The sequence below is a fragment of the Mycobacterium sp. genome (assembly GCF_032159775.1).
Taxonomy (GTDB): domain Bacteria; phylum Actinomycetota; class Actinomycetes; order Mycobacteriales; family Mycobacteriaceae; genus Mycobacterium.
This window is the reverse complement of sequence record NZ_JAVHWK010000113.1, coordinates 13,230-33,188: the sequence shown is the minus strand read 5'-3', so window position 1 is coordinate 33,188 and position 19,959 is coordinate 13,230. Positions and strand designations below refer to the sequence as shown.

Genomic DNA, 19,959 nt, shown 5'->3' with positions numbered 1-19,959 from the left:
GGCGCATGTCGCAAGAGTCGGGATAATGGACAAAATGACAGACGGGCCCTTGATCGTGCAGTCCGATAAAACGGTGCTGCTCGAAGTCGACCACGAGCAAGCGGGCGCGGCGCGCGCCGCGATCGCCCCGTTCGCCGAGCTGGAACGCGCGCCCTAGCACATCCACACCTACCGGATAACGCCGCTGGCGCTGTGGAACGCCCGGGCCGCAGGCCACGACGCCGAACAGGTCGTCGACGCGCTGGTGTCGTTCTCTCGGTACGCGGTTCCGCAGCCGCTCCTGGTCGACATCGTCGACACGATGGCCCGGTACGGCCGGCTTCAACTGGTGAAGAGCCCCGTGCACGGGCTGACCCTCGTCAGCCTCGACCGCGCGGTCCTCGAGGAGGTGCTTCGGCACAAGAAGATCGCGCCGATGCTGGGCGCCCGCATCGACGACGACACCGTCATCGTGCACAACAGCGAGCGCGGTCGGGTCAAGCAGATGCTGCTCAAGATCGGTTGGCCTGCAGAAGATCTGGCCGGCTACGTCGACGGCGAGAAGCATCCGATATCCCTTGACCAGGAGAACTGGCACCTGCGCGACTACCAGGAGATGGCCGCCGACTCGTTCTGGCAGGGCGGCTCGGGCGTCGTCGTGCTGCCGTGCGGTGCCGGCAAGACGCTCGTCGGCGCTGCGGCGATGGCCAAGGCGGGCGCGACGACGCTGATCCTGGTCACCAACACCGTGGCGGGCAGGCAGTGGAAGCGCGAGCTGATCAGCCGCACGTCGCTGACCGAGGAAGAGATCGGCGAGTACTCCGGGGAGAAGAAGGAGATCCGACCGGTCACCATCGCCACCTATCAGGTGATCACCCGCCGCACCAAGGGCGAATACCGGCACCTCGAGCTGTTCGACAGCCGAGACTGGGGCCTGATCATCTACGACGAGGTTCATCTGCTGCCCGCGCCCGTCTTCCGCATGACCGCCGATCTGCAGTCCCGGCGCCGCCTCGGGTTGACGGCCACCCTGATCCGTGAGGACGGTCGCGAGGGCGACGTGTTCAGCCTGATCGGACCCAAGCGCTATGACGCGCCGTGGAAGGACATCGAGGCTCAGGGCTGGATCGCGCCTGCGGAGTGCATCGAGGTGCGGGTGACGATGACCGACAACGAGCGGATGCTCTACGCGGTTGCCGAGCCGGAAGAGCGGTACAAGCTCTGCTCGACGGTGCATTCGAAGATCGCGGTGGTGAAATCGATCCTGGGACGCCACCCCGGCGATCAGACGCTGGTGATCGGTGCCTACCTCGATCAGCTCGACGAGCTTGGCGCAGAACTCAACGCTCCGGTGATCCAGGGGTCGACGAAGACAGCCGAACGTGAGGCGCTGTTCGACGAGTTCCGCCGCGGCGAGATCCCCACGTTGGTGGTGTCCAAGGTCGCGAACTTCTCCATCGATCTGCCGGAAGCCAATGTGGCGATACAGGTTTCGGGGACGTTCGGGTCGCGCCAAGAAGAGGCGCAGCGGTTGGGCAGGCTGCTGCGACCCAAGGCCGACGGCGGCGGCGCGATCTTCTACTCGGTGGTGTCCCGCGACAGCCTGGACGCCGAGTATGCCGCGCACCGCCAGCGCTTCCTGGCCGAGCAGGGCTACGGCTACGTCATCAAGGACGCCGACGACCTGCTCGGCCCTGCCGTCTAGACGTGAGACCCAACGGGTTTCGCGACGGTCAGTAGCACCACCGAATCCTCCACCGCGTGCAATCCGTGACGAACGCGCGGCAGGATGATGTGATCTCCGGGCGACCCGTCCCAGCCTGCCGACGAATTGGTCACCCGCACCCTGCCCTGCAGCACCTGCAGTGTGGACTCGCCGGGGCTTTCATGGTCGTCGAGCGTGCTACCCGCCGTCATCGCCATCAAGGTCTGACGCAACGAGTGCTCGTGGCCGCCGTAGATCGTGTGCGAGCTGCGACCGCTGCTCGCGGCGCGCGCCGTTTCCAGATGCTGTCGCGCGAGCGCGGTGAGCGAGATCTTCTCCATCGCCGGCGTCTCCTCTCAGACGATCGGACATGAAAAATACGTGTTTGAGCCGAACACAACCAACAACACCATTCTCGTCATCGGCGGCACCGGCAAGCCACGACTTCGGCATCTACGCCTGCGAGACTCTGCGACCGGCGCGTGGCCGCCCCTAGTGCGCTAGCCTCGTGACCCATGACACGACGCAGGAGAATCGTGACGGCAGCTGTCGCCGGCACGGTCATCGGATTCGGCACGCTGGGCGCGGCGGCCAGCGCTGCTGCCGATCCGGTGCCGCCCCTGGTGCCGGGTGAGCCCGCTCCGCCGGGTCAGCCGGTGATCGAAGCCGCTCCCGCGGGCCAGCCCGTTGGAGGCGACGTGGTCGCGGCGCCGCCGCCGGTCGGACCGCCGATGGTGCCCGAGATCTCGAACCCCAAGTACGGCTCGGGGCAATCGGACGGCCCGTTGGGCTTCCTGCGGGATGCCTGGCATCAGGCCAAGGATCCGTACAACTTCGCCGAAACGCCGGAAGGCCAGATGCCGGGAGGCGCGCCGCCCCCGGCAGGTGCCGGTCCCGCGCCGCAGCTGCCGCCCGGCTTCAAATCGTTGAACGCCCCGGGTTCCGAAGCCCCGCCGTCGGCGCCGCAGGGCGCCCCGGGCGCCGCGGGGGGCGGTCCGCCGCTGCCCGAGGGCTACTACCCGATCAGCGGCCCACCTCCTCCCGGCTACTTCGACGGCCCTCCGCCGCCGAACGCGCCGCCGGGAATGGCACCGATTCCGGCTGGGCCACCGCCGACGCCCTAGGCGGCGCTAGCTCGGCCCAGCTGTGTGAGGTTCGGCCTCGCAGCTGCGAGCAATTCGGTCGTGGCGTGCTTCGCGTACGCCGACGCATCATCGGCTCATGCATGCGAATTGGGCCCATATCGTCAAAGGCGCAGCGGCGTTGGCCGCGGCCATGGGCATCGGGCGGTTCGCCTACACACCGATCCTGCCGCTGATGACCGCGCAGGCGAACCTGACCCCGCAGTTGGCCGGAAATCTGGCGACCGCGAACTATGTCGGATACCTCGCAGGCGCGTTGGCAGGCACCGCGTCGAACCGGTTGACCCGGTCGGCGATGGCGTTGAGGGTGTCGTTGGTCGTGCTGGTTGCCACGCTGGCGGCAATGCCCTTCGCATCCAACGCTTTTGGCTGGTTGGGCTTGCGTGCCGTCGCCGGCTTCACCAGCGCAGTGGTCTTCGTGATCGCCGTCAACTCGATGCTGGATCAGCTCGGCGACCACTCACCTCATCTACCCGGGTGGGGTTTCGGCGGCGTCGGCGTCGGCATCGCCTTGTCGGCGGTGCTCGTGCTCGCCCAGCCTGGCGCGGGATGGCAGTCGGCGTGGTGGATCGCTGCGGTATCTGCCGCAGTGCTCAGCATCTTCGCCTGGACCATGGGCGGAACACGAAGTGTGGCAGCCGATTCGATCGCCGCGCCGCAGCGCATCGCCGAGGTCTTCAGCGAGAACGTCATCTTCCAGGGGCTGCACCCCTACAGCGTCGGGCGCCACGGCGTGGGCGAGTACTACTCGGCCCAGCCCTCCGGTATGACGGTCACCTACCGGCTGCTCGAAACGCGTCGACCGGCACACGATTTGGTGCTCGGTTACGCCAAGGTCGACTTCGCGTTTCCCGACCGGCCCACAGTCGACGTCTACCTGGGTGCGCTTCTCGAACGCGGTGAGGACGGCTGGCGTATCGGCCACTACCAGGTGTCGCGTCTCGGCGGCTAGCCGCTAGCTCAGCTCGGGGATGACCTTCTGCTCGAACAACTCGATGCCGCTGCGGTCGTAGGCGGCTTCGGGGAAGTAGAGGATCGCGTATTCGCAGCCGAGGTCACGCATGCGCTTCAGCTTCTCGACGACCTGCTCGGGGGTACCAGATGCGGAGTCCGGTGACCTGACCATGTTGAGCATGTTGTCGACCGCCTGTTCGTTCGCGACGCCGACCTGCTTCTCCCGAATCCGGGCGATGTGGTCCGCCACGTCTGCCTCGGACTCGCCGATGACGGCGTTGAAGTTCGACGAGCGGACGATCGCGTCGTAGTCGGTGCCGACGTCACGGCAGTGATCGGCGAGGACCTGCGACTTGTGAGCGAACACGTCGGGTTCGGAGCTGAAGTTCGTGTACTGCGCGTAGCGCGCAGCAATCTTCAGCGTGACCTTCTCGCCACCGCCTGCGATCCACAGTGGAGGTCCACCGTCCTGCAACGGCTTAGGCGCAACGATCGCACCGTCGACGGCATAGTGCTTGCCCGCGAACGTGACTCGTCCGTCGCGCCAGGCGTCACGCATGATCTGGACACCTTCGTCGAGCCGTGCCAGCCGCACACCCGCTGACGGGAAGCCGTACCCGTAGGCCTTCCACTCGTGCTCGTACCAACCGCCACCGATACCCATCTGAACCCGGCCGCCCGAGATGATGTCGGCGGTGGCGGCCACCTTCGCCAGGTACACCGGATTGCGGTAGCTCATCGCCGTGCACATCTGGCCGAGCTTGATGCGCGACGTGGACGCCGCGTAGGCCGACATCAGCGACCACGCCTCGTGGGTCGCCTCGTCGGTGGGCATCGGCACCGTATGGAAGTGGTCGTAAACCCACAGCGAGTCCCAGGCCCCGTTGTCGGCGTATTGCGCCAGCTCACGCATTACCGGCCAGTGGTTTTCGGTGGGAATGCCGACGAGATCGAGTCGCCATCCCTGTGGGATGAACAATCCAAAGCGCATATGTCGCACTCTACGACCGCGACTAGCCTGGCAATCATGGCCCTATCCAAGGAAGAACGCGAACAGTTTCTGGCCGAACCACATGTCGCCGCCCTGTCGGTTAGCGCGGGTGACAAGCGCGGACCGCTGACCGTACCGATCTGGTACCAGTACAGCCCCGGCGGCGAACCGTGGATTCACACCGGGGCCGGCTCGCGAAAGCACCGGCTCATCGAGACACAGGGTGAATTCACGCTGATGGTCGATCGCGTCGAACCCACCGTGCGTTATGTCTCCGTCGACGGCCCGGTCAGCCGGATCGAGCCGGCAACCGACGATCAGTTGGTGGAGATGGTCAAGCGTTATCTGCCGCCGCAGGCCGTGGACGGGTACCTGGAGTTCGCCCGCCGCGAGCACGGCGAGGGCGTAGCCATCTACATGACACCCGAGCACTGGAACTCCTCGGACCTCGGCTCGATCTGACGTGGGGTCCCGGCAGCTGCTGTTCCGAACGCTTTACCGTCTGGGGCTCACTCCCTGGGACGGGCATCCCCTGCCGACGAGCCTGACCAACCTGATCGAGGGTGACCGCGCTCTGTCACCGGGCAAGGCGCTGGATATCGGCTGCGGCACCGGCGATAACTCCATCTATCTGGCCGGGCACGGCTGGCAGGTCACCGGTGTGGACTACGTGGCGCGAGCGATCGAGCGGGCGCGGGTGAAGGCGTCGGCAAACGGAATCGACATCCGGTTCGAACAGGCCGACGTCACCCGGCTCTGCGAGGAGGGCATCGGGTCGGACTTCAACCTGATCATCGACAACGGCTGTCTGCACGGCATGAACGACGAAGACCGGCATGACTACGTCCGGGAGGTGACGGCGGCCGCCGCACCCGACGCGCGGCTGCTGCTCGTCGAGTTCATCCCGGGAAGTTCGTACGGCGTGCCGGGCATCGAGCCCTCCGAGGTCGCGCAACGGTTCGAAGGCCCGTGGACGCTGCTGTCGTCGAACAGCGAACCGGCCATGAACCACAACGGCAAGGACCCTGGCCGGTTCTACCTGTTTGCGCGCGCCTCGTAGAGTGCGGCGACGGCGGGCAGGCTCACCTTCAGCGCGGGATTGCGCGGAAGTTCGTCGACGACGGCGAACGCGACGGGCACGTTGTAGACCGGCAGCGATCGACGAACCAGGTCCGTGAGCTCTTGGTCGGATGGCGGCGGCTCGCCGGGCACGGCTTCGACGGCGGCGAACGGCACCTGACCGAGCCGTGCGTCGGGTATCCCGACAACGCAGGCATCGCGTACTGCCGGGTGCGAAACCAGCACCCGCCGAACGGTTTCCGGCAGCACCTTGAACCCGCCGCGGTTGATGGCGCCATCGGCCCTGCCGTGCAGGGTGACGAACCCGTCTTCGTCGATCGACGCGATGTCGGTGGTGCGGATCCAGTCGTCACTGATCGCGGTGATCTTCGCCTCCAGCAGCCCTTGCTCGCCGGTGGGCACGTCGACCCCCGTGTCCGCATCGACGATGCGCAGCGCGGTATCGGGTAGCGCCCTGCCGACGCTGTCCCGTTTGGATGCGCCGAACTCGGCGTCCATCTCCGGTGTCCAGGCACACAGTGATCCGGCGAATTCGGTTGCGCCGTAGGCTAACTTGACCGGGATGCCATAGTGGGCCTCGAACTCGTCGCGGGTCTCCGGATCGAGCGGACCCGACGCACTGATCAGAAATTCCAGCGACGCCAGGTCCTCTTTCGGGATGTCGGCATCGAGCAGCATGCGGATCACGGCGGGCTGCACGCCGGACCGTTTGATCCCGTGCGTCTTCACCGCGTTCACCCAGCCGTCGACAGAGAACCGCTCGAGGATGACGATCCGCCTGCCGTTGTATGCGCCGGCGATCAGCTGGCAGACCCCGATGCCGCCGAATTGCCAGTACGAGAACTCGGGCGGGGCGCCCGGCGGCGCCGGCTCGCCACTGGTCACGCTGAAGACGGTCCGCTCCAGCACCTTCGTCTTGATGGACTGCCGTTTGGGCGGACCGGTGGTGCCGCTGGTCAGAATCTGCAGTGCCACACCGGGTTCGGCCTCAGCGTGTCTGCGGTTGGCGTCGCGACGCTCGAGTCCCCGCACAGCGGCGACGGTGGGCGACCGCATCGAGATGGCGACCCCTGCGCTGCCCGCGCGCTTCGCGGCCGCGACGACCTCGTCAGTCCAGTCCTGCTCGTCGGCCACGACCGCCGACAGGGACAGCGTCTCGATGTCGCGGCCGATCGACTCCGCCGATTGGAACGAATAGATCATCGAGACGGCGCGGCCCGCCGCGATGAATCCCATGATGGCGGCGGCGTGCGGTAGCCGGTTGCGCACCACCAGCCCGACCGGCGCATCGTCGGCGACGCCCGCTTCGCGCAGCACCGACGCGATGGCATCGGCGTATGCGGTGACTTCGTTGCCCGAGAACCACCGGCCCTCGTACTCGATGCACTGACCGTCGCCGTAGCCGGCCAGCCCGGCCGCGAACCTCTCGGTAAACGGTTCGGTCACGCCTCGACCATAACCAAGACGTGCAGACAACCGTCATAAGCTGAGCCCGTACCAACGCGATTTCGGCGCGCTAATCGACGCTGAGCGCACGCCAGCGCGCCGAAATCACCATGGAGGAGTCGGCATGCGGGTTCTGATATCCGGTGCGAGCATCGCTGGACCCGTGCTCGCCTACTGGCTGACCCGACGGGGTTTCGACGTCACCGTGGTCGAACGCGCGCCCGCGCTGCGCAAAACCGGAGGCCACGCCGTCGACCTGTTCCGTCCGGCGATGGAGATCTCCGACCGGATGGGCGTACTGCCCCGCATCGAGGAACACGCCACCGGGACCACGGTGCTGAACGCGTACCGGCCCTGGGCGACCAAGCCGGCGCGTATCGACTACCTCAAGCTCATCGGCGCCGTGTCAGATCGGCACGTCGAGATCATGCGCGACGATCTCAGCAAGATCTACTACGACGCCGGCCGGCATGACGCAGATTATGTGTTCGGCGACGAGATCACCGCCATCGCCGATGACGGTCAGGTCACGTTCCAGCACGGTGCACCACGGCGGTTCGACCTCATCGTCGGCGCCGACGGGCTGCACTCCGGCGTGCGTCGGATCGCCTTCGGCGACGGCGTGCCCGAACGCTTCCTCGGCGGATACCTCGCGGTGGTGTCCGTGCCCAAATCGCTTGCCCGCGAAGGTGAGATGGACGGCTACTTCGAACCCGGCCGGGTCGCGATGGTTTACACGGCCGACCACCTCGAGGACGCGCGTGCGGTGTTCATCTTCAGGCCACGGCACACGCTGGACTACGACCACCGCGACGCCGCGCGCCAGCGAGGCCAGCTGTGTGCGGCATTCACCGGCATGTCCGAGCCGGTCGACCGATGGCTCCGGGAAGTGGAGCACACGCCGGCGTTCTACTTCGACGCCATCACCCAGCTCGAGCTGACCAGCTGGTCGCGGGGTCGGGTCACGCTCGTCGGCGATGCCGGCTACTGCCCGGGGCCTGCGGTCGGGGGCAGCACCAGCCTCGCCGTCTACGGCGCGTACGTACTGGCCGGCGAGATCGCGGCGGCGGGCGGCGATCCCGCAGTTGCGTTCGCCCGATACGAAGCGACCATGGTGCCGTCGGTGCTCGGCAGCCGTGCGCTCGCCAGGGTGAACTCGAAGACAATCGTGCCCGGTAGCCGTTGGGGGGTAAGGGCGCTTGTCGGCACGGCGCGCGTCGTCTCGGTGCTCCCGCTCGCTGTCACCCAAGCCCTGGCACGGCTCAATCGCAAGGGAGTGAGGTTGTATGACTCGATGCCACTGCCGGACTATCCGGCGCTGACGGCTCGCACCTGAGCGGATGACGTCATTCCGCCCGGCCGCCAAGGTGTTTGGCAAGGAAGCGGTCGGCCCGGTGGTAGAAGTCCAGGCGGTTCTCGGGCTTGGTCAGGCCGTGCCCTTCGTTCTCGTACATCGCGTACTCGTGGTCGATCCCACGCTCTTTCATCGCCTGGACGATCTGCTCTGACTCCGCCCGTTTCACCCGTGGGTCGTTTTCACCCTGCGCGATGAGAACCGGGATGGCGATGTCGTCGACTCGGGACAACGGCGACCGTGACCACAGGAACTCGGGATCTTCACCGACGCGCTTGTGCCACGTCACCAGCATCGGCTTCCAGTACTCGGGAAACGACTCCATCAGCGTGTTGAGGTTGGACGGCCCGACCATCGAGATCGCGCACGTGAACACGTCGGGGGTGAACGTCGCACCCACGAGCGCGGCGTAGCCGCCGTAGGAACCGCCATAGATCGCCACCCGCCCGCGGCCCACGATTCCTTGGGCCACAAGGTGATCGACGGCGTCGAGCAGGTCGTCGTGCATCTTGGCGCCCCACTCGCGGTCACCGGCGTTGAGGAACTCCTTGCCGTACCCGCTGGAGCCCCGGAAGTTCACGTGCACACAAAGATATCCACGGTTGGCCAGCCACTGGGCCTCGGTATCCAGCCCCCATCCGTCGCGGGTCCACGGACCGCCGTGCACCACCAGAACCGCGGGCAGATCCGTGCGCTCGACCTCTGCGGGAAAGGTGAGGTACCCGTGGACCGTCAGGCCGTCGCGTGCCGTGAAGGCGAACGGCTCCATCGGCACCAGAGGGTAGTCGTTGAGTTCGGGCCGGTGGTCGAACAGGAACGTCGCGCTCTTGGCGGCGCGGTCCCACGTGTAGAACTTGACCGGGCCGGCATCGCTGTCGAACGCGACCAGCCAGGTCGAGTCGTCGTGATCGCGGTCGCTGATCCCGAGGTCACCGTCGTTGAGCTGCTGAAGCGCTTCGACGTCGGCGCGCATCGATGGGTCGAAGATGCGGTATTCCACCCGGTCGCCGTACACGATCACGCCGTCGATCTCGCGAGTGTCGGGGTTCAGGAGCACACCGGTGATGTCGTAGTTCGGGTCTTCGGCGATCACCTCGACGGCGCCGGTCGCAATGTCCATCTTGACAAGCCGACTGGTGTTCGAGTCGATCGAGGTCTGCAGGTACATACCTGAGCCGTCTTTCGTGAAGCCAACCGGCCCAGTCGTTTCCGCATCCTCGGGCGGAACCTCGAACAGCGGGCGCCAGTCGGCCTCCTCGTCATCGCGCACCAGTATGAGCATGCCGCCGTCCTCGGTGGGCGTTACCGCACCGCGCACCAACAAGTCGTCGTCGACCACCCAACCGAGAAACCCCGGATTCTCGACGATCTTCTCGAGCGCTCCCGTCGTCAGGTCGAGGTGGTAGACGTCGTGCAACTGCGGGTTGTCCTTGTTCAAACCGAGCAGAACCTCGTTCGGAAACCGCTTGCGGTGCGCGATGAGCCGGCACTGCACACCCTCGAGCGGCGTGAGGTCGCGCTCCACGCCTGTCTCCACGTCGACGTCGTACAGGCGGTAATTCTCGCTGCCGTCCTTGTCGCGCACATACAGCAGGTGTTGGTTGTCGTGCGCCCACGTGTACCCCTCGATCCCTCGGCCCGTGTCGTGGGTCACCGGCCGCTCATTGCCGGCTCCCGCGTCGCCGACGAACACGTTCAGCACCCCGTCGAGCGGCGCCAGATAGGACAGTCGCTTACCGTCCGGCGAGATCTGCACCGACGCGCGTTCCGGGTTGCCGAGCAGCACCTCGAGTGGGATGAGCTTCACATCGGCCATCACGGGCCTCCTTGTCGGCGTCGGGCTCAAATCCTAGGCCGCCAGGTCGTGCGGCGGAGTCTGCGGCATGGCGACCACCGCGGCGGTGGCGAGCACCGCCACCACGACAACACCGACGAACACGGCAGCTGTGCCGGATTGAATCGCAGCGGCGCCGAGCGTGTGCACATCACCCTCGCCGAAGTAGGAGTTGGCGAGGGCCCCGAACACCGCAACTCCCAGCGCGCTGCCCATCGAGCGGGCGAACAGGTTCGCACCGGTGACAACCCCGCGCTCGTCCCAGTCCACGCTCGACTGCGCGGCGATCAGGGTCGGCAACGCCAAAAGACCGAGGCCACAACCGGTTACAAAGCACAGCGCGGCAACCGCGACGATGTTCGGCTGATGCGCGATCGCAAGAAGTCCGCAGGCGCCCGACAGCACAAGGGCGGCACCGATGAGTGCGGTCTTCTTGAAGCCGATCCGCAGATAGATTCGGCCTGCCAGACCGGCGGTCAAGGGCCAGCCGATGGTCAGCGTGGTGAGTGCCAGGCCCGCTTGCACCGGTGAGACCCGCAGCGACCCCTCCAGATACGTGGGCACATATGAGGTGAGCCCGATCAGAATGGCCCCGACGCCGAGCCCCACCACGGTGGTCGTCGACAGCAGCCGCCGAGTCAGTACGAAGGCAGGCAGTATCGGCTCGGCCGTCCGACGCGCGGCGAGACAGAACGCCGCAAGCAGCACCACACCACCACCGAACGCGCCGATGCTCGCCGCGGAGTCCCACTCCCACGCCTGCCCGCCTCCCAGGACGGCGAGCACCAGCAGCGTCAGGCCCGCGGTGAGCAGCGCCGCCCCGCGATAGTCCACAGATTTGTGGCCTCGCTCCGCGTTCTCGTGAAAGCGCCTCGTCATCATCCATGCGGCCAGCAGACACAGCGGCACGTTCAGCGCGAACAACCACCGCCAGATCCCGAGCTCGGCGAACAGTCCGCCCATGGTCGGGCCGACCACCGACGCGATCGCCCACACGCTGGCGAGGTAGCCCTGTACCCGCGCCCGTTCGGCGACCGAATAGATGTCGCCGACGATCGTCACCGACATCGGTTGCACCGCACCGGCACCCACGCCCTGCACGACGCGCGCAAAAATCAGCGCGGGCATCGACCAGGCGACAGCGCAGAGGATCGACCCGACCATGAAGAGCCCGATACCGACGAGGATCACCGGCTTGCGGCCGTAGACGTCGGACAACTTCGCATAGAGCGGTGTCGTCACCGCCTGCGCGAGCAGATACCCGGAGAACAGCCACGGGAACAGCGCGAAGTCGCCCAGCTCACCGACGATCGTCGGGACCGCCGTGGCCAGCACGGTGGCGTCAAGGGCAACCAGGCTCATCGTGAGCATGATCGATGCGAGCACCGGGCCTCGCTGCGACCGAAACCCGACTCCGTCGACGGCTTCGGCACTCACTTACACGACGATACGAAAGACCCCCGAAGGCACTGTCAGTGCCCCGGGGGTCTTCACGTTCGCCGTCGGGCTATGACGTCAGCGACGCCGGCGGGTTGAATCGGTCACCGTAGCGAGCCGCCAGTTCCTTGGCCCGCGCGACGAAGGCTTGCTTGCCCCTGCCGCCCGCGCCCTCGTAGCCGACGATGAACTGCGCGCTTCCACCGGTGTACGGCGGGAACCCGATGCCCATGATCGAGCCGATGTTGGCGTCGGCGGTCGACGTCAGCACTCCCTCGTCGAGGCACTTCTGGGTCTCGAGCGCCTCGGCGAACAGCATCCGGTCGATCATGTCCTGCAGGGGAGGCTCCGAGGATCCGGACTTGAACGTCTCCCGCAGGCCGGGCCACAGGCCGGAGCGCTTGCCGTCGACATATTCGTAGAAGCCGGCGCCCTTCAACCGGCTGGGCCGACCGAGTTCGATCATCTTCTCGACGACCGCCTCGGCAGGATGCGGCTCGTAGGTCGCGCCGGTGTCCTCGACTCCCTTGCGGGTGGCGGCGGCGATCTTGTGCATCAGCTCGAGGTTGAGCTCATCGGACAGCTGCAGCGGCGGTGCCGGATAGCCGGCCTGGCTACCGGCATGCTCGATGGACGCGGGCTCCACACCCTCACCCAGCATCGCCAGCGCCTCGTTGACGAACGTGCCGATCACCCGCGACGTGAAGAAGCCGCGGCTGTCGTTGACCACGATCGGGGTCTTGCCGATCGCCAGCGTGTAGTCGAACACCCGGGCCAGCGCCTCATCAGAGGTCTTCTCGCCCTTGATGATCTCCACCAGCGGCATCTTGTCGACAGGCGAGAAGAAGTGGATGCCGATGAAGTCCTCCTGCCGCTTCACACCGGTCGCCAGACCGGTGATCGGCAGCGTGGAGGTGTTCGAGCCGAGCAGTGCGTTGGGCTCGACGATCTCCTCGATCTCCTGAAACACCTTGTGCTTGAGGTCAACCGACTCGAACACCGCCTCGATGACGAAGTCGACGCCCTTGAAGTCGGCGGCATCGGCAGTCGGGGTGATCCGGCCAAGCAGCGCCTTGGACTTCTCCTCGGTGGTCTTACCCCGCTCGAGTGCCTTGGCCTCGAGTTTCTCCGAGTAGTTCTTGCCCTTCTCCGCGGCCTCGATCGACACGTCCTTGAGGACGACGTCGAAGCCGGCCTTGGCCGAGACGTAGGCGATACCTGCGCCCATCATGCCCGCGCCGAGTACACCGATCTTGGTGATCGGCGTCTTTCCGATGCCCTCGGGCCGTGAGCCACCGCCGGTGATGTGTTGCAGGTCGAAGAAGAACGCCTGGATCATGTTCTTGGCGACCTGGCCGGTGACCAGATGGGTGAAGTAGCGGCTCTCGATGCGGCTCGCGGTGTCGAAGTCGACCTGTGCGCCCTCGACCGCGGCGTCCAGAATGGCCCGCGGCGCGGGCATCGGCGCACCCTTGAGTTGCTTCTTCAGCAGGGCCGGGAACGACGGCAGGATGCCGGCCAGCGCAGGGCTGGACGGCGTGCCGCCGGGCATCTTGTACCCCTTGGCGTCCCATGGCTGCGTATGGCTTTCGGGGTTGGCCTTGATCCACGCCTTGGCGGCGGGCACCAACTCGTCGACGCTTGCCAGCACCTCGTCGACCAGGCCGACCTCCTTGGCCTTGCCGGGCTTGAAGCGGGTGCCCTGGCTCAGCACCTCCATGAAGGCCTTCTGGATGCCGAACATCCGCACCGAGCGGGTCACACCGCCGCCGCCGGGCAGCAGGCCCAGCGTGACCTCGGGGAAGCCGACGACGGCGCCAGGCACGTCGGCGATGATCCGGTGATGGCACGCGAGCGTGATCTCCAGGCCACCGCCGAGCGCAGCGCCGTTGATGGCGGCGACGACGGGCTTGCCAAGCGTCTCCAGCGCGCGCAGGTCGGCCTTGATGCTCTCCACAGTGGAAAAGAACTCGCCTGCGTCTTCGGGCTGGGCCTTGACCATCGCCGTCAGGTCACCACCTGCGAAGAAGGTCTTCTTCGCGCTGGTGATGACGACTCCGGTGACGGAGTCTTCTGCGGCAAGCCGTACTAGCTCTTCTACGGCGTTGTGCATGGATTCGGAGTAATGCTCGTTCATCACGTTGGCCGAGCCGGTCGGATCGTCCAGCGTCAGGGTGACGATGCCGTCGGCATCCTTGTCCCACTTGATCGTGTTCTCTGCCATGGTCTTACACCCTCTCGATGATGGTCGCGACACCCATGCCGCCGCCGATGCACAGGGTGACGAGCGCCCGGCGCGCATTGCGGCGCTCGAGCTCGTCGACCATCGTGCCCATGATCATGGCGCCGGTAGCGCCGAGCGGGTGACCCATCGCGATCGCGCCACCGTTGACGTTGAGCTTCTCGTCGGGGATGTTCAGATCTTTCTGGAACTTCAGCACCACCGACGCGAACGCCTCGTTCAGCTCGAACAGGTCGATGTCGTCCACCGTCAAGCCTGCGCGGTCGAGCACCTTGCGGGTCGCGGGCGTCGGGCCGGTGAGCATGATGACCGGGTCGGCGCCGCTGGTGGCGGTCGCCACGATGCGCGCCCGGGGCGTCAGGTTCTGCGACTTGCCCGCCTTCTCACTGCCGACGAGCACCAGCGCGGCGCCGTCGACGATGCCGGAGCTGTTGCCGCCAGTGTGCACGTGGTTGATCTTCTCGACCCAGTGGTACTTCTGCAGTGCCACCTCGTCGAAGCCGCCCATCTCGCCGATGCCGTCGAACGCGGTCTTCAGCTTGGCCAGGCCCTCCATCTTGGTGTCGGGCCGCATGTGCTCGTCGTGGTCGAGGATGACCAGCCCGTTCTGGTCGCGGACCGGCACCACGGACTTGGCGAAGTAGCCGCCCGACCATGCGGCGGCGGCCTTCTCCTGGGACCGCAGCGCGTAGCGGTCGACGTCCTCGCGGGAGAAGCCCTCGATGGTCGCGATCAGGTCGGCGCCGATGCCCTGCGGGACGAAGCCGATCGTGTAGTTGGTCTCGGGGTCGGTCGCCCATGCGCCGCCGTCGGAGCCCATCGGCACGCGGCTCATCGACTCGACGCCGCCTGCCAGCACCAGGTCGTCCCAGCCGGAGCGCACCTTCTGCGCGGCGGTGTTGACCGCCTCGAGGCCGGATGCGCAGAACCGGTTGAGCTGGAACCCACCGGTGGTCTCGGGCAGCTTCGCCACCAGCGCCGCGGTGCGGGCGATGTCGCCGCCCTGGTCGCCGACGGGCGACACGACGCCGAGGATGAGGTCGCTGATCAAGTTCTCGTCGAGGTCGGGGAAACGGCTGCGCAGCTCGTCGACCAGCCCGACGACCAGGTTGACCGGCTTGACCTCGTTGAGGGCGCCGTTCTTGTTCTTGCCGCGAGGCGTGCGAATGGCCTCGTAGATGAAGGCTTCTTCAGACATGAAGATGTTCCTGTTCAGGTGGGGTTGTTTGGGAGACCTGCCCTCATGGGCGGTTGTCCTCTGCGCGCCAGCCTAACAGCGTCTCCCAACCTGTTGGTTGGGAGGTTCGTCACCCCGATGAACAGGGCCCTCAGGCCGACCGCGGCGCCTCGAGCTGCATCAGCGTCGGGTAGTCGGTGTAGCCCACCGGCCCCGATGAATAGAACGTCGCTGGGTCGGGTTCGTTCAGTTCGGCGCCCAGCAGCAGGCGGTCGATGAGGTCGGGGTTGGCCAGGTAGGCCCGACCGACGGCGGCGGCACCGATGACGCCCCACTCCACGAGGTTCTCCAGCTCGCAGAAGTTCGACTCGATCTGCCGCGGGGTGTTGAGCACCAGCGTGCCGTCCCACAGCGAGCGCACGACGGCGAATGCGGGTTGGGTCGGCTCGATCAACAGGTGCAGGTATGCCAACCCCAGCGGACCGATCCGGTTCAGAAGCGCCTCGTATGCCACCACCTCGTCGACCTCACGCATGTCGCCCGCGGAGTTTCCCGGCGAGATGCGCAGCCCGACCCGACCGGCTCCTACCTCGTCGACGACGGCTTCGACGACTTCAGCCGTCAACCGGGCGCGGTTGGCCGCCGATCCGCCGTAGGCGTCGTCGCGCCGGTTCGTCACATCAGAGAGGAACTCGTGCAACAGATATCCGTTCGCGGAGTGGATCTCGACGCCGTCCATCCCGGCGTCGACGGCGCGACGGGCCGCGGACCGGAAATCGGCGACGATGCCCGCGATTTCGTCGGTGCGCAGGGCCCGCGGCACCGGAAGCGCGTTCTTGCCCATCGGCGTGTGCGCCGACAGGTCGGCGGCGATGGCGGACGGCGCGACCGTCTCGACGCCGCTGATCTCGGGATGCCCCATCCGCCCGACGTGCCACAGCTGAACGAACATCCGGCCGCCGGACTCGTGCACCGCCTCGGCGATCTCGGCCCACCGCAGCTGATGCCGGTCTGTGAACATGCCAGGTGTGTTGAGGTATGCGCCATTGGCCGCCGCTGACACCGCGGTCGCCTCGCTGATCACCAGCCCCGCCGACGCGCGCTGGGCGTAATAGAGCGCCGCCAGTTTCGACGGCGTCGCGTCGGCTTCGGCGCGGGTCCGGGTCAACGGAGCCATGAACAGCCGGTTCGCGGCGGAGACGTCGCCGACGGTGACGGGACGCAGCAGTGCTGAATTCTCGCTGAGGGTGAACGCCATGCCGCAGTCAGCACCGCGACACCCGGATTCATTCCTGGCCTACGCTCGGCACCCATGACGGTGAAGCGACTGGAGCCCTACGCGGTGACGATCTTCGCCGAGACGTCGGCGCTCGCGGCCCGCGTCGGCGCAGTGAACCTTGGCCAGGGCTTTCCCGACGAGGACGGTCCGCCCGCGATGCTCAAGACCGCCAAGAACGCGATCGCCGAGGGCGTCAACCAGTACCCGCCGGGGTTGGGCATCGCGCCGCTGCGCGAGGCGATCGCCGCGCAGCGCAAGCGCCACTTCGGCACCGAGTACGACCCGGAATCCGAGGTGCTGGTGACCGTCGGCGCAACCGAGGCCATCGCCGCGTCGGTCCTCGGACTCGTGGAGCCGGGCAGCGAGGTGCTGCTGATCGAGCCGTTCTACGACTCCTACTCCCCCGTCATCGCGATGGCCGGTTGTCAGCGACGCGCCGTGCCGATGGTGCCCGACGGACGAGGCTTCGCCATCGACGTCGACGGATTGCGACGTGCGGTCACCGCCCGCACCAAGGTGTTGATTCTCAACTCGCCGCACAACCCGACCGGAATGGTGGCGTCGGACGCCGAGCTCACAGCGATCGCCGAGCTCGCCGTGAGCGCCGACCTGCTGGTGATTACCGACGAGGTCTACGAGCATCTGGTGTTCGACGGCCGTCGCCACCTGCCGCTGGCCAACTACCCGGGCATGGCGAACCGGACGATCACCATCTCGAGTGCCGCGAAGATGTTCAACGTCACCGGCTGGAAGATCGGGTGGGCTTGCGGCGCAGCCGATCTCATCAATGGCGTGCGGGCCGCCAAGCAGTACCTGAGCTATGTTGGCGGTGCGCCGTTCCAGCCCGCGGTTGCCCAAGCGCTGAACACCGAGGAAGCGTGGGTGGCCGCGCTGCGGGAGTCGTTGCAGGCCAAGCGCGACCGGCTCGGCAGTGCCCTGGACGGCCTGGGCTTCGACGTGCACGACAGCTTCGGCACGTACTTCCTGTGCGCCGACCCTCGACCGCTGGGCTATGACGACAGCACGACGTTCTGCGCCGAGCTGCCGGAAAAGGCGGGTGTGGCCGCTATTCCGATGTCGGCGTTCTGTGAATCAACCGACAATCGGTGGAATCACCTGGTGCGCTTCGCGTTCTGCAAGCGTGACGACACCATGGACGAGGCCATCCGACGGCTCGAGGTCCTTCGCCGGGGTTGACCGACCGGTCAGGACTGTTTCTGCCCAGGGATGCCCTCGTAGGCGATGTCACCGGTCTGCAGGTTCTTGTCGGTGAGTTCCACGAGGCCGTCGAGGAACTTCTGGCGATCGGTCACCACGTGCTGGATCGCGACGTCGACGTTGTCCTTCGTGATCGCGGGCATCACGTACACCGGGTTGGCGTTGACCTGCTCACCTTTGGCCAGCTTGCTGGCGACGGCCAGACCCGAGGCGAGTTCGACCGTGCCGTTCTGCAGCGAAGTGCCGATGAACTCCCCGCTCTTGACCGCATTGAGGCCGTCCTCGATGCCGTCGATGCCGACGATCGGCACATCGCTGCGACCGACCTCTTTGAGCGCCTGCAGCGCGCCGAGGCCCATGTCGTCGTTCTGTGCGACCACGCCGTTGATCTGGGGACCGAAGCCGGAGATCCAGTTCTTCGTCTTGTTGACCGCCTCGTCCCGCTTCCAGTTGGCGGTGTCCTTCGCGAGCACCTTGATGCCGGGGTACTTGGCGAGCACCTGCTCGATTCCCTTGCTGCGGTCGAGTTCACCGGACTGGCCCAACGGCCCCTGCAAGACCACGATGTTGCCGCGGCCACCGAGTCGGTCGGCCATCATCTGCATTTCCTGCGCTCCGGCCGCGACGTCGTCCGGTTGAACGTTGCCCGCGATGTCCTTGCTCTCGAGTGCGGCGTTCACCGGCACCAGCGGGATTCCCTTGGCCTTGGCCGCCGCCACCTGCGGGCCGAGCGAATCCGCTTGTACCGGAACGACGATGATGGCGTCGACGCCCTGGTTGATCATCGAGTCGACCTGGCTGGCCTGGGTGGACACGTCGAGGTTGGCCGAATTCCACACCAGCTCGATGTTGTTGGCCTTGGCATAGGTGTCCATGCCCTCCTTGCCCGCGGTGATGAACGAGCTCATGTCGTACACCGAGACGCCGACCCTGGTGGCGCCGCTCTTGGATGCCGTATCGCCCGCGCCGCAGGCGGTCAGGCCGATCGCGATCGCTGCGGCCGAGCCGACCGCGGTGATCTTGGATGCCAGTCTCATCTTGTTCTCACTTTCATTGTGGGATGACGGGATTCGGATAGGGCCGAGCGATCACGTGCGTCTTCGGGTTGACCAAACGTCGACCGCCACCGCCGCGACGATGAGGACGCCCTTGATGACGTCCTGCCAGTAGGCGGGCACCACCAGGATGTCCAACCCGTTGTTGAGTGTCTGAATGATGAACAGCCCCAATACTGTTCCCCAGATCGTGCCCCGTCCGCCCATCAGGCTGGCGCCTCCGATGACCACGGCGGCGATGGCGTCGAGTTCGTAGCCCTGGCCGAGGTTGGGCGGTCCCGAGATCACCCGCGAGGCCAGCATGACGCCGGAGATACCGGCCAGCAGGCCAGACAACGCGTACACGCTGAACAGCACGTTCTTCGCGTTGATTCCGGCTATCTCGGCGGCGTTGCGGTTGCCGCCGACGGCGTAGATGCGCATGCCGTATGTGGTGTTGCGCATCACCGCGCCGAGCACGATGATGCCGACAATCATCACGAGCACCGGAATCTGCAGCCCGAAGATCTTGGTGTTGGCGATGGAACCGAACTCCGCGGGAAGACCGTTGATCGGCGCGCCGCCACCGATGACGTAAGCAAGCCCCGAGCCGGCCGTCAGCGTGCCCAACGTCGCGATGAACGGTGGAACGTTGATGCGCGACACCAGGATTCCGTTGACAGCGCCGACCGCCAGGCCGACGACCATCGCCACCAGCACCGTCATCCAGACTTGTCCAGGGTTGGCCTTGGCTGTTGCGGCGGCGGCCATCGCCGACACCGCGATCGCGCTGCCGACCGACAGATCGATACCGCCGGTCAGCACGACCAGTGTCTGTCCCAGCGCGATGAGCGCGAACGGTGCCGCCGCTACCAGGATGGTCACCAGGTTGTCGACCGTGCTGAATCGCGCACTGCGGTAACTGAAGTATGCAATGACCAACAAGATGATGATGACCATCGAGTAACGCAGGGCGATACCGGCGAACCACGCGCGGGAGAACAGCGGGACGGCTTCGCCGGTGGTCGGCGACGCGACGACCCGTGGTCCTGACGACTCCGCGGCGTCGTCGGTTTCGGTTTGCACT

At 66.4% G+C, this 19,959-nt stretch carries 16 protein-coding genes and 1 pseudogene; 7 read left to right on the top strand and 10 right to left on the bottom strand.

Annotated elements, in window-relative coordinates:
- Positions 1-34 precede the first annotated feature (34 nt).
- Positions 35-1,684 (top strand): annotated as a pseudogene (locus tag QOJ24_RS13530) (DNA repair helicase XPB).
- Here QOJ24_RS13530 and QOJ24_RS13525 read toward each other — a convergent pair.
- Positions 1,681-2,025 (bottom strand): cupin domain-containing protein, encoded by a 345-nt coding sequence (locus QOJ24_RS13525; protein WP_526261941.1) that lies wholly within the window; start codon positions 2,023-2,025, stop codon positions 1,681-1,683. The pseudogene QOJ24_RS13530 and the gene QOJ24_RS13525 sit on opposite strands and share 4 nt — an antisense overlap.
- Positions 2,026-2,199: 174 nt before the next feature.
- On the opposite strand from QOJ24_RS13525, the gene QOJ24_RS13520 reads away from it, so the two are divergent.
- Both QOJ24_RS13520 and QOJ24_RS13515 read left to right on the top strand, forming a co-directional pair.
- A complete protein-coding gene (locus QOJ24_RS13520) occupies positions 2,200-2,808 on the top strand; it encodes a hypothetical protein (protein WP_526261939.1) in 609 nt (202 codons plus the stop codon).
- Between the two features lie 97 nt (positions 2,809-2,905).
- Entirely contained in the window at positions 2,906-3,778 is an 873-nt protein-coding gene (locus tag QOJ24_RS13515; protein WP_526261937.1) for a YbfB/YjiJ family MFS transporter, read from the top strand.
- Between the two features lie 3 nt (positions 3,779-3,781).
- On the opposite strand, the gene QOJ24_RS13510 is transcribed toward QOJ24_RS13515, so the two are convergent.
- Positions 3,782-4,771, bottom strand: coding sequence for an LLM class F420-dependent oxidoreductase (locus QOJ24_RS13510; protein WP_526261935.1), 990 nt, complete (start codon positions 4,769-4,771; stop codon positions 3,782-3,784).
- 36 nt (positions 4,772-4,807) lie between these two features.
- Between QOJ24_RS13510 and QOJ24_RS13505 the strand changes: the two genes are divergently transcribed.
- The gene (locus QOJ24_RS13505) at positions 4,808-5,233 is read left to right on the top strand and encodes a pyridoxamine 5'-phosphate oxidase family protein (RefSeq protein ID WP_526261933.1); all 426 of its coding nucleotides are present in this window, start codon (positions 4,808-4,810) and stop codon (positions 5,231-5,233) included.
- Position 5,234: 1 nt separating this feature from the next.
- Positions 5,235-5,831, top strand: a complete 597-nt coding sequence (locus QOJ24_RS13500) for a class I SAM-dependent methyltransferase (protein ID WP_526261931.1) — start codon at positions 5,235-5,237, stop codon at positions 5,829-5,831.
- Here the strand turns inward: QOJ24_RS13500 and QOJ24_RS13495 are convergent.
- Positions 5,807-7,297 (bottom strand): class I adenylate-forming enzyme family protein, encoded by a 1,491-nt coding sequence (locus tag QOJ24_RS13495; RefSeq protein WP_526261929.1) that lies wholly within the window; start codon positions 7,295-7,297, stop codon positions 5,807-5,809. The two genes, QOJ24_RS13500 and QOJ24_RS13495, sit on opposite strands and share 25 nt — an antisense overlap.
- Before the next feature lie 124 nt (positions 7,298-7,421).
- Here QOJ24_RS13495 and QOJ24_RS13490 point away from each other — a divergent pair, with 124 nt between their 5' ends.
- Complete coding sequence (locus QOJ24_RS13490; RefSeq protein WP_526261927.1) at positions 7,422-8,633, top strand: FAD-dependent oxidoreductase; 1,212 nt, start codon at positions 7,422-7,424, stop codon at positions 8,631-8,633.
- Between the two features lie 10 nt (positions 8,634-8,643).
- Here QOJ24_RS13490 and QOJ24_RS13485 read toward each other — a convergent pair whose 3' ends face one another.
- From QOJ24_RS13485 to QOJ24_RS13465, 5 genes are all read right to left on the bottom strand, one after another.
- A complete protein-coding gene (locus QOJ24_RS13485; protein ID WP_526261925.1) occupies positions 8,644-10,467 on the bottom strand; it encodes a S9 family peptidase in 1,824 nt (607 codons plus the stop codon).
- A 33-nt stretch (positions 10,468-10,500) separates the two neighbouring features.
- Positions 10,501-11,922, bottom strand: a complete 1,422-nt coding sequence (locus QOJ24_RS13480; RefSeq protein ID WP_526261923.1) for an MDR family MFS transporter — start codon at positions 11,920-11,922, stop codon at positions 10,501-10,503.
- A gap of 70 nt (positions 11,923-11,992) precedes the next feature.
- The gene (locus tag QOJ24_RS13475; protein WP_526261921.1) at positions 11,993-14,146 is read right to left on the bottom strand and encodes a 3-hydroxyacyl-CoA dehydrogenase NAD-binding domain-containing protein; all 2,154 of its coding nucleotides are present in this window, start codon (positions 14,144-14,146) and stop codon (positions 11,993-11,995) included.
- Positions 14,147-14,150: 4 nt separating this feature from the next.
- Positions 14,151-15,362 (bottom strand): acetyl-CoA C-acetyltransferase, encoded by a 1,212-nt coding sequence (locus tag QOJ24_RS13470; RefSeq protein ID WP_526261919.1) that lies wholly within the window; start codon positions 15,360-15,362, stop codon positions 14,151-14,153.
- 130 nt (positions 15,363-15,492) lie between these two features.
- Positions 15,493-16,599, bottom strand: a complete 1,107-nt coding sequence (locus tag QOJ24_RS13465; RefSeq protein ID WP_526261917.1) for an alkene reductase — start codon at positions 16,597-16,599, stop codon at positions 15,493-15,495.
- A 54-nt stretch (positions 16,600-16,653) separates the two neighbouring features.
- Between QOJ24_RS13465 and QOJ24_RS13460 the strand changes: the two genes are divergently transcribed.
- Positions 16,654-17,817: a pyridoxal phosphate-dependent aminotransferase gene (locus QOJ24_RS13460; RefSeq protein ID WP_526261915.1), complete on the top strand. Its 1,164-nt coding sequence runs from the start codon at positions 16,654-16,656 to the stop codon at positions 17,815-17,817.
- Positions 17,818-17,825: 8 nt separating this feature from the next.
- Here the strand turns inward: QOJ24_RS13460 and QOJ24_RS13455 are convergent, their stop codons facing one another.
- Together QOJ24_RS13455 and QOJ24_RS13450 are read right to left on the bottom strand one after the other, a co-directional pair.
- Positions 17,826-18,875 carry a substrate-binding domain-containing protein gene (locus QOJ24_RS13455; RefSeq protein ID WP_526261913.1) on the bottom strand — a complete coding sequence of 350 codons (1,050 nt, stop codon included), beginning with the start codon at positions 18,873-18,875 and terminating at the stop codon, positions 17,826-17,828.
- Between the two features lie 51 nt (positions 18,876-18,926).
- On the bottom strand, positions 18,927-19,958 hold the full coding sequence (locus QOJ24_RS13450) for an ABC transporter permease (protein ID WP_526261968.1): 1,032 nt from the start codon (positions 19,956-19,958) through the stop codon (positions 18,927-18,929).
- Position 19,959: the final 1 nt, after the last annotated feature.

Excerpts from the sequence above, each read along its gene's own strand:
- QOJ24_RS13525 (WP_526261941.1), bottom strand. The coding sequence starts at position 2,025 with ATGGAGAAGATCTCGCTCACCGCGCTCGCGCGACAGCATCTGGAAACG.
- QOJ24_RS13520 (WP_526261939.1), top strand. The coding sequence starts at position 2,200 with ATGACACGACGCAGGAGAATCGTGACGGCAGCTGTCGCCGGCACGGTC.
- QOJ24_RS13515 (WP_526261937.1), top strand. The coding sequence starts at position 2,906 with ATGCATGCGAATTGGGCCCATATCGTCAAAGGCGCAGCGGCGTTGGCC.
- QOJ24_RS13510 (WP_526261935.1), bottom strand. The coding sequence starts at position 4,771 with ATGCGCTTTGGATTGTTCATCCCACAGGGATGGCGACTCGATCTCGTC.
- QOJ24_RS13505 (WP_526261933.1), top strand. The coding sequence starts at position 4,808 with ATGGCCCTATCCAAGGAAGAACGCGAACAGTTTCTGGCCGAACCACAT.
- QOJ24_RS13490 (WP_526261927.1), top strand. The coding sequence starts at position 7,422 with ATGCGGGTTCTGATATCCGGTGCGAGCATCGCTGGACCCGTGCTCGCC.
- QOJ24_RS13485 (WP_526261925.1), bottom strand. The coding sequence starts at position 10,467 with ATGGCCGATGTGAAGCTCATCCCACTCGAGGTGCTGCTCGGCAACCCG.
- QOJ24_RS13475 (WP_526261921.1), bottom strand. The coding sequence starts at position 14,146 with ATGGCAGAGAACACGATCAAGTGGGACAAGGATGCCGACGGCATCGTC.
- QOJ24_RS13470 (WP_526261919.1), bottom strand. The coding sequence starts at position 15,362 with ATGTCTGAAGAAGCCTTCATCTACGAGGCCATTCGCACGCCTCGCGGC.
- QOJ24_RS13465 (WP_526261917.1), bottom strand. The coding sequence starts at position 16,599 with ATGGCGTTCACCCTCAGCGAGAATTCAGCACTGCTGCGTCCCGTCACC.
- QOJ24_RS13460 (WP_526261915.1), top strand. The coding sequence starts at position 16,654 with ATGACGGTGAAGCGACTGGAGCCCTACGCGGTGACGATCTTCGCCGAG.
- QOJ24_RS13455 (WP_526261913.1), bottom strand. The coding sequence starts at position 18,875 with ATGAGACTGGCATCCAAGATCACCGCGGTCGGCTCGGCCGCAGCGATC.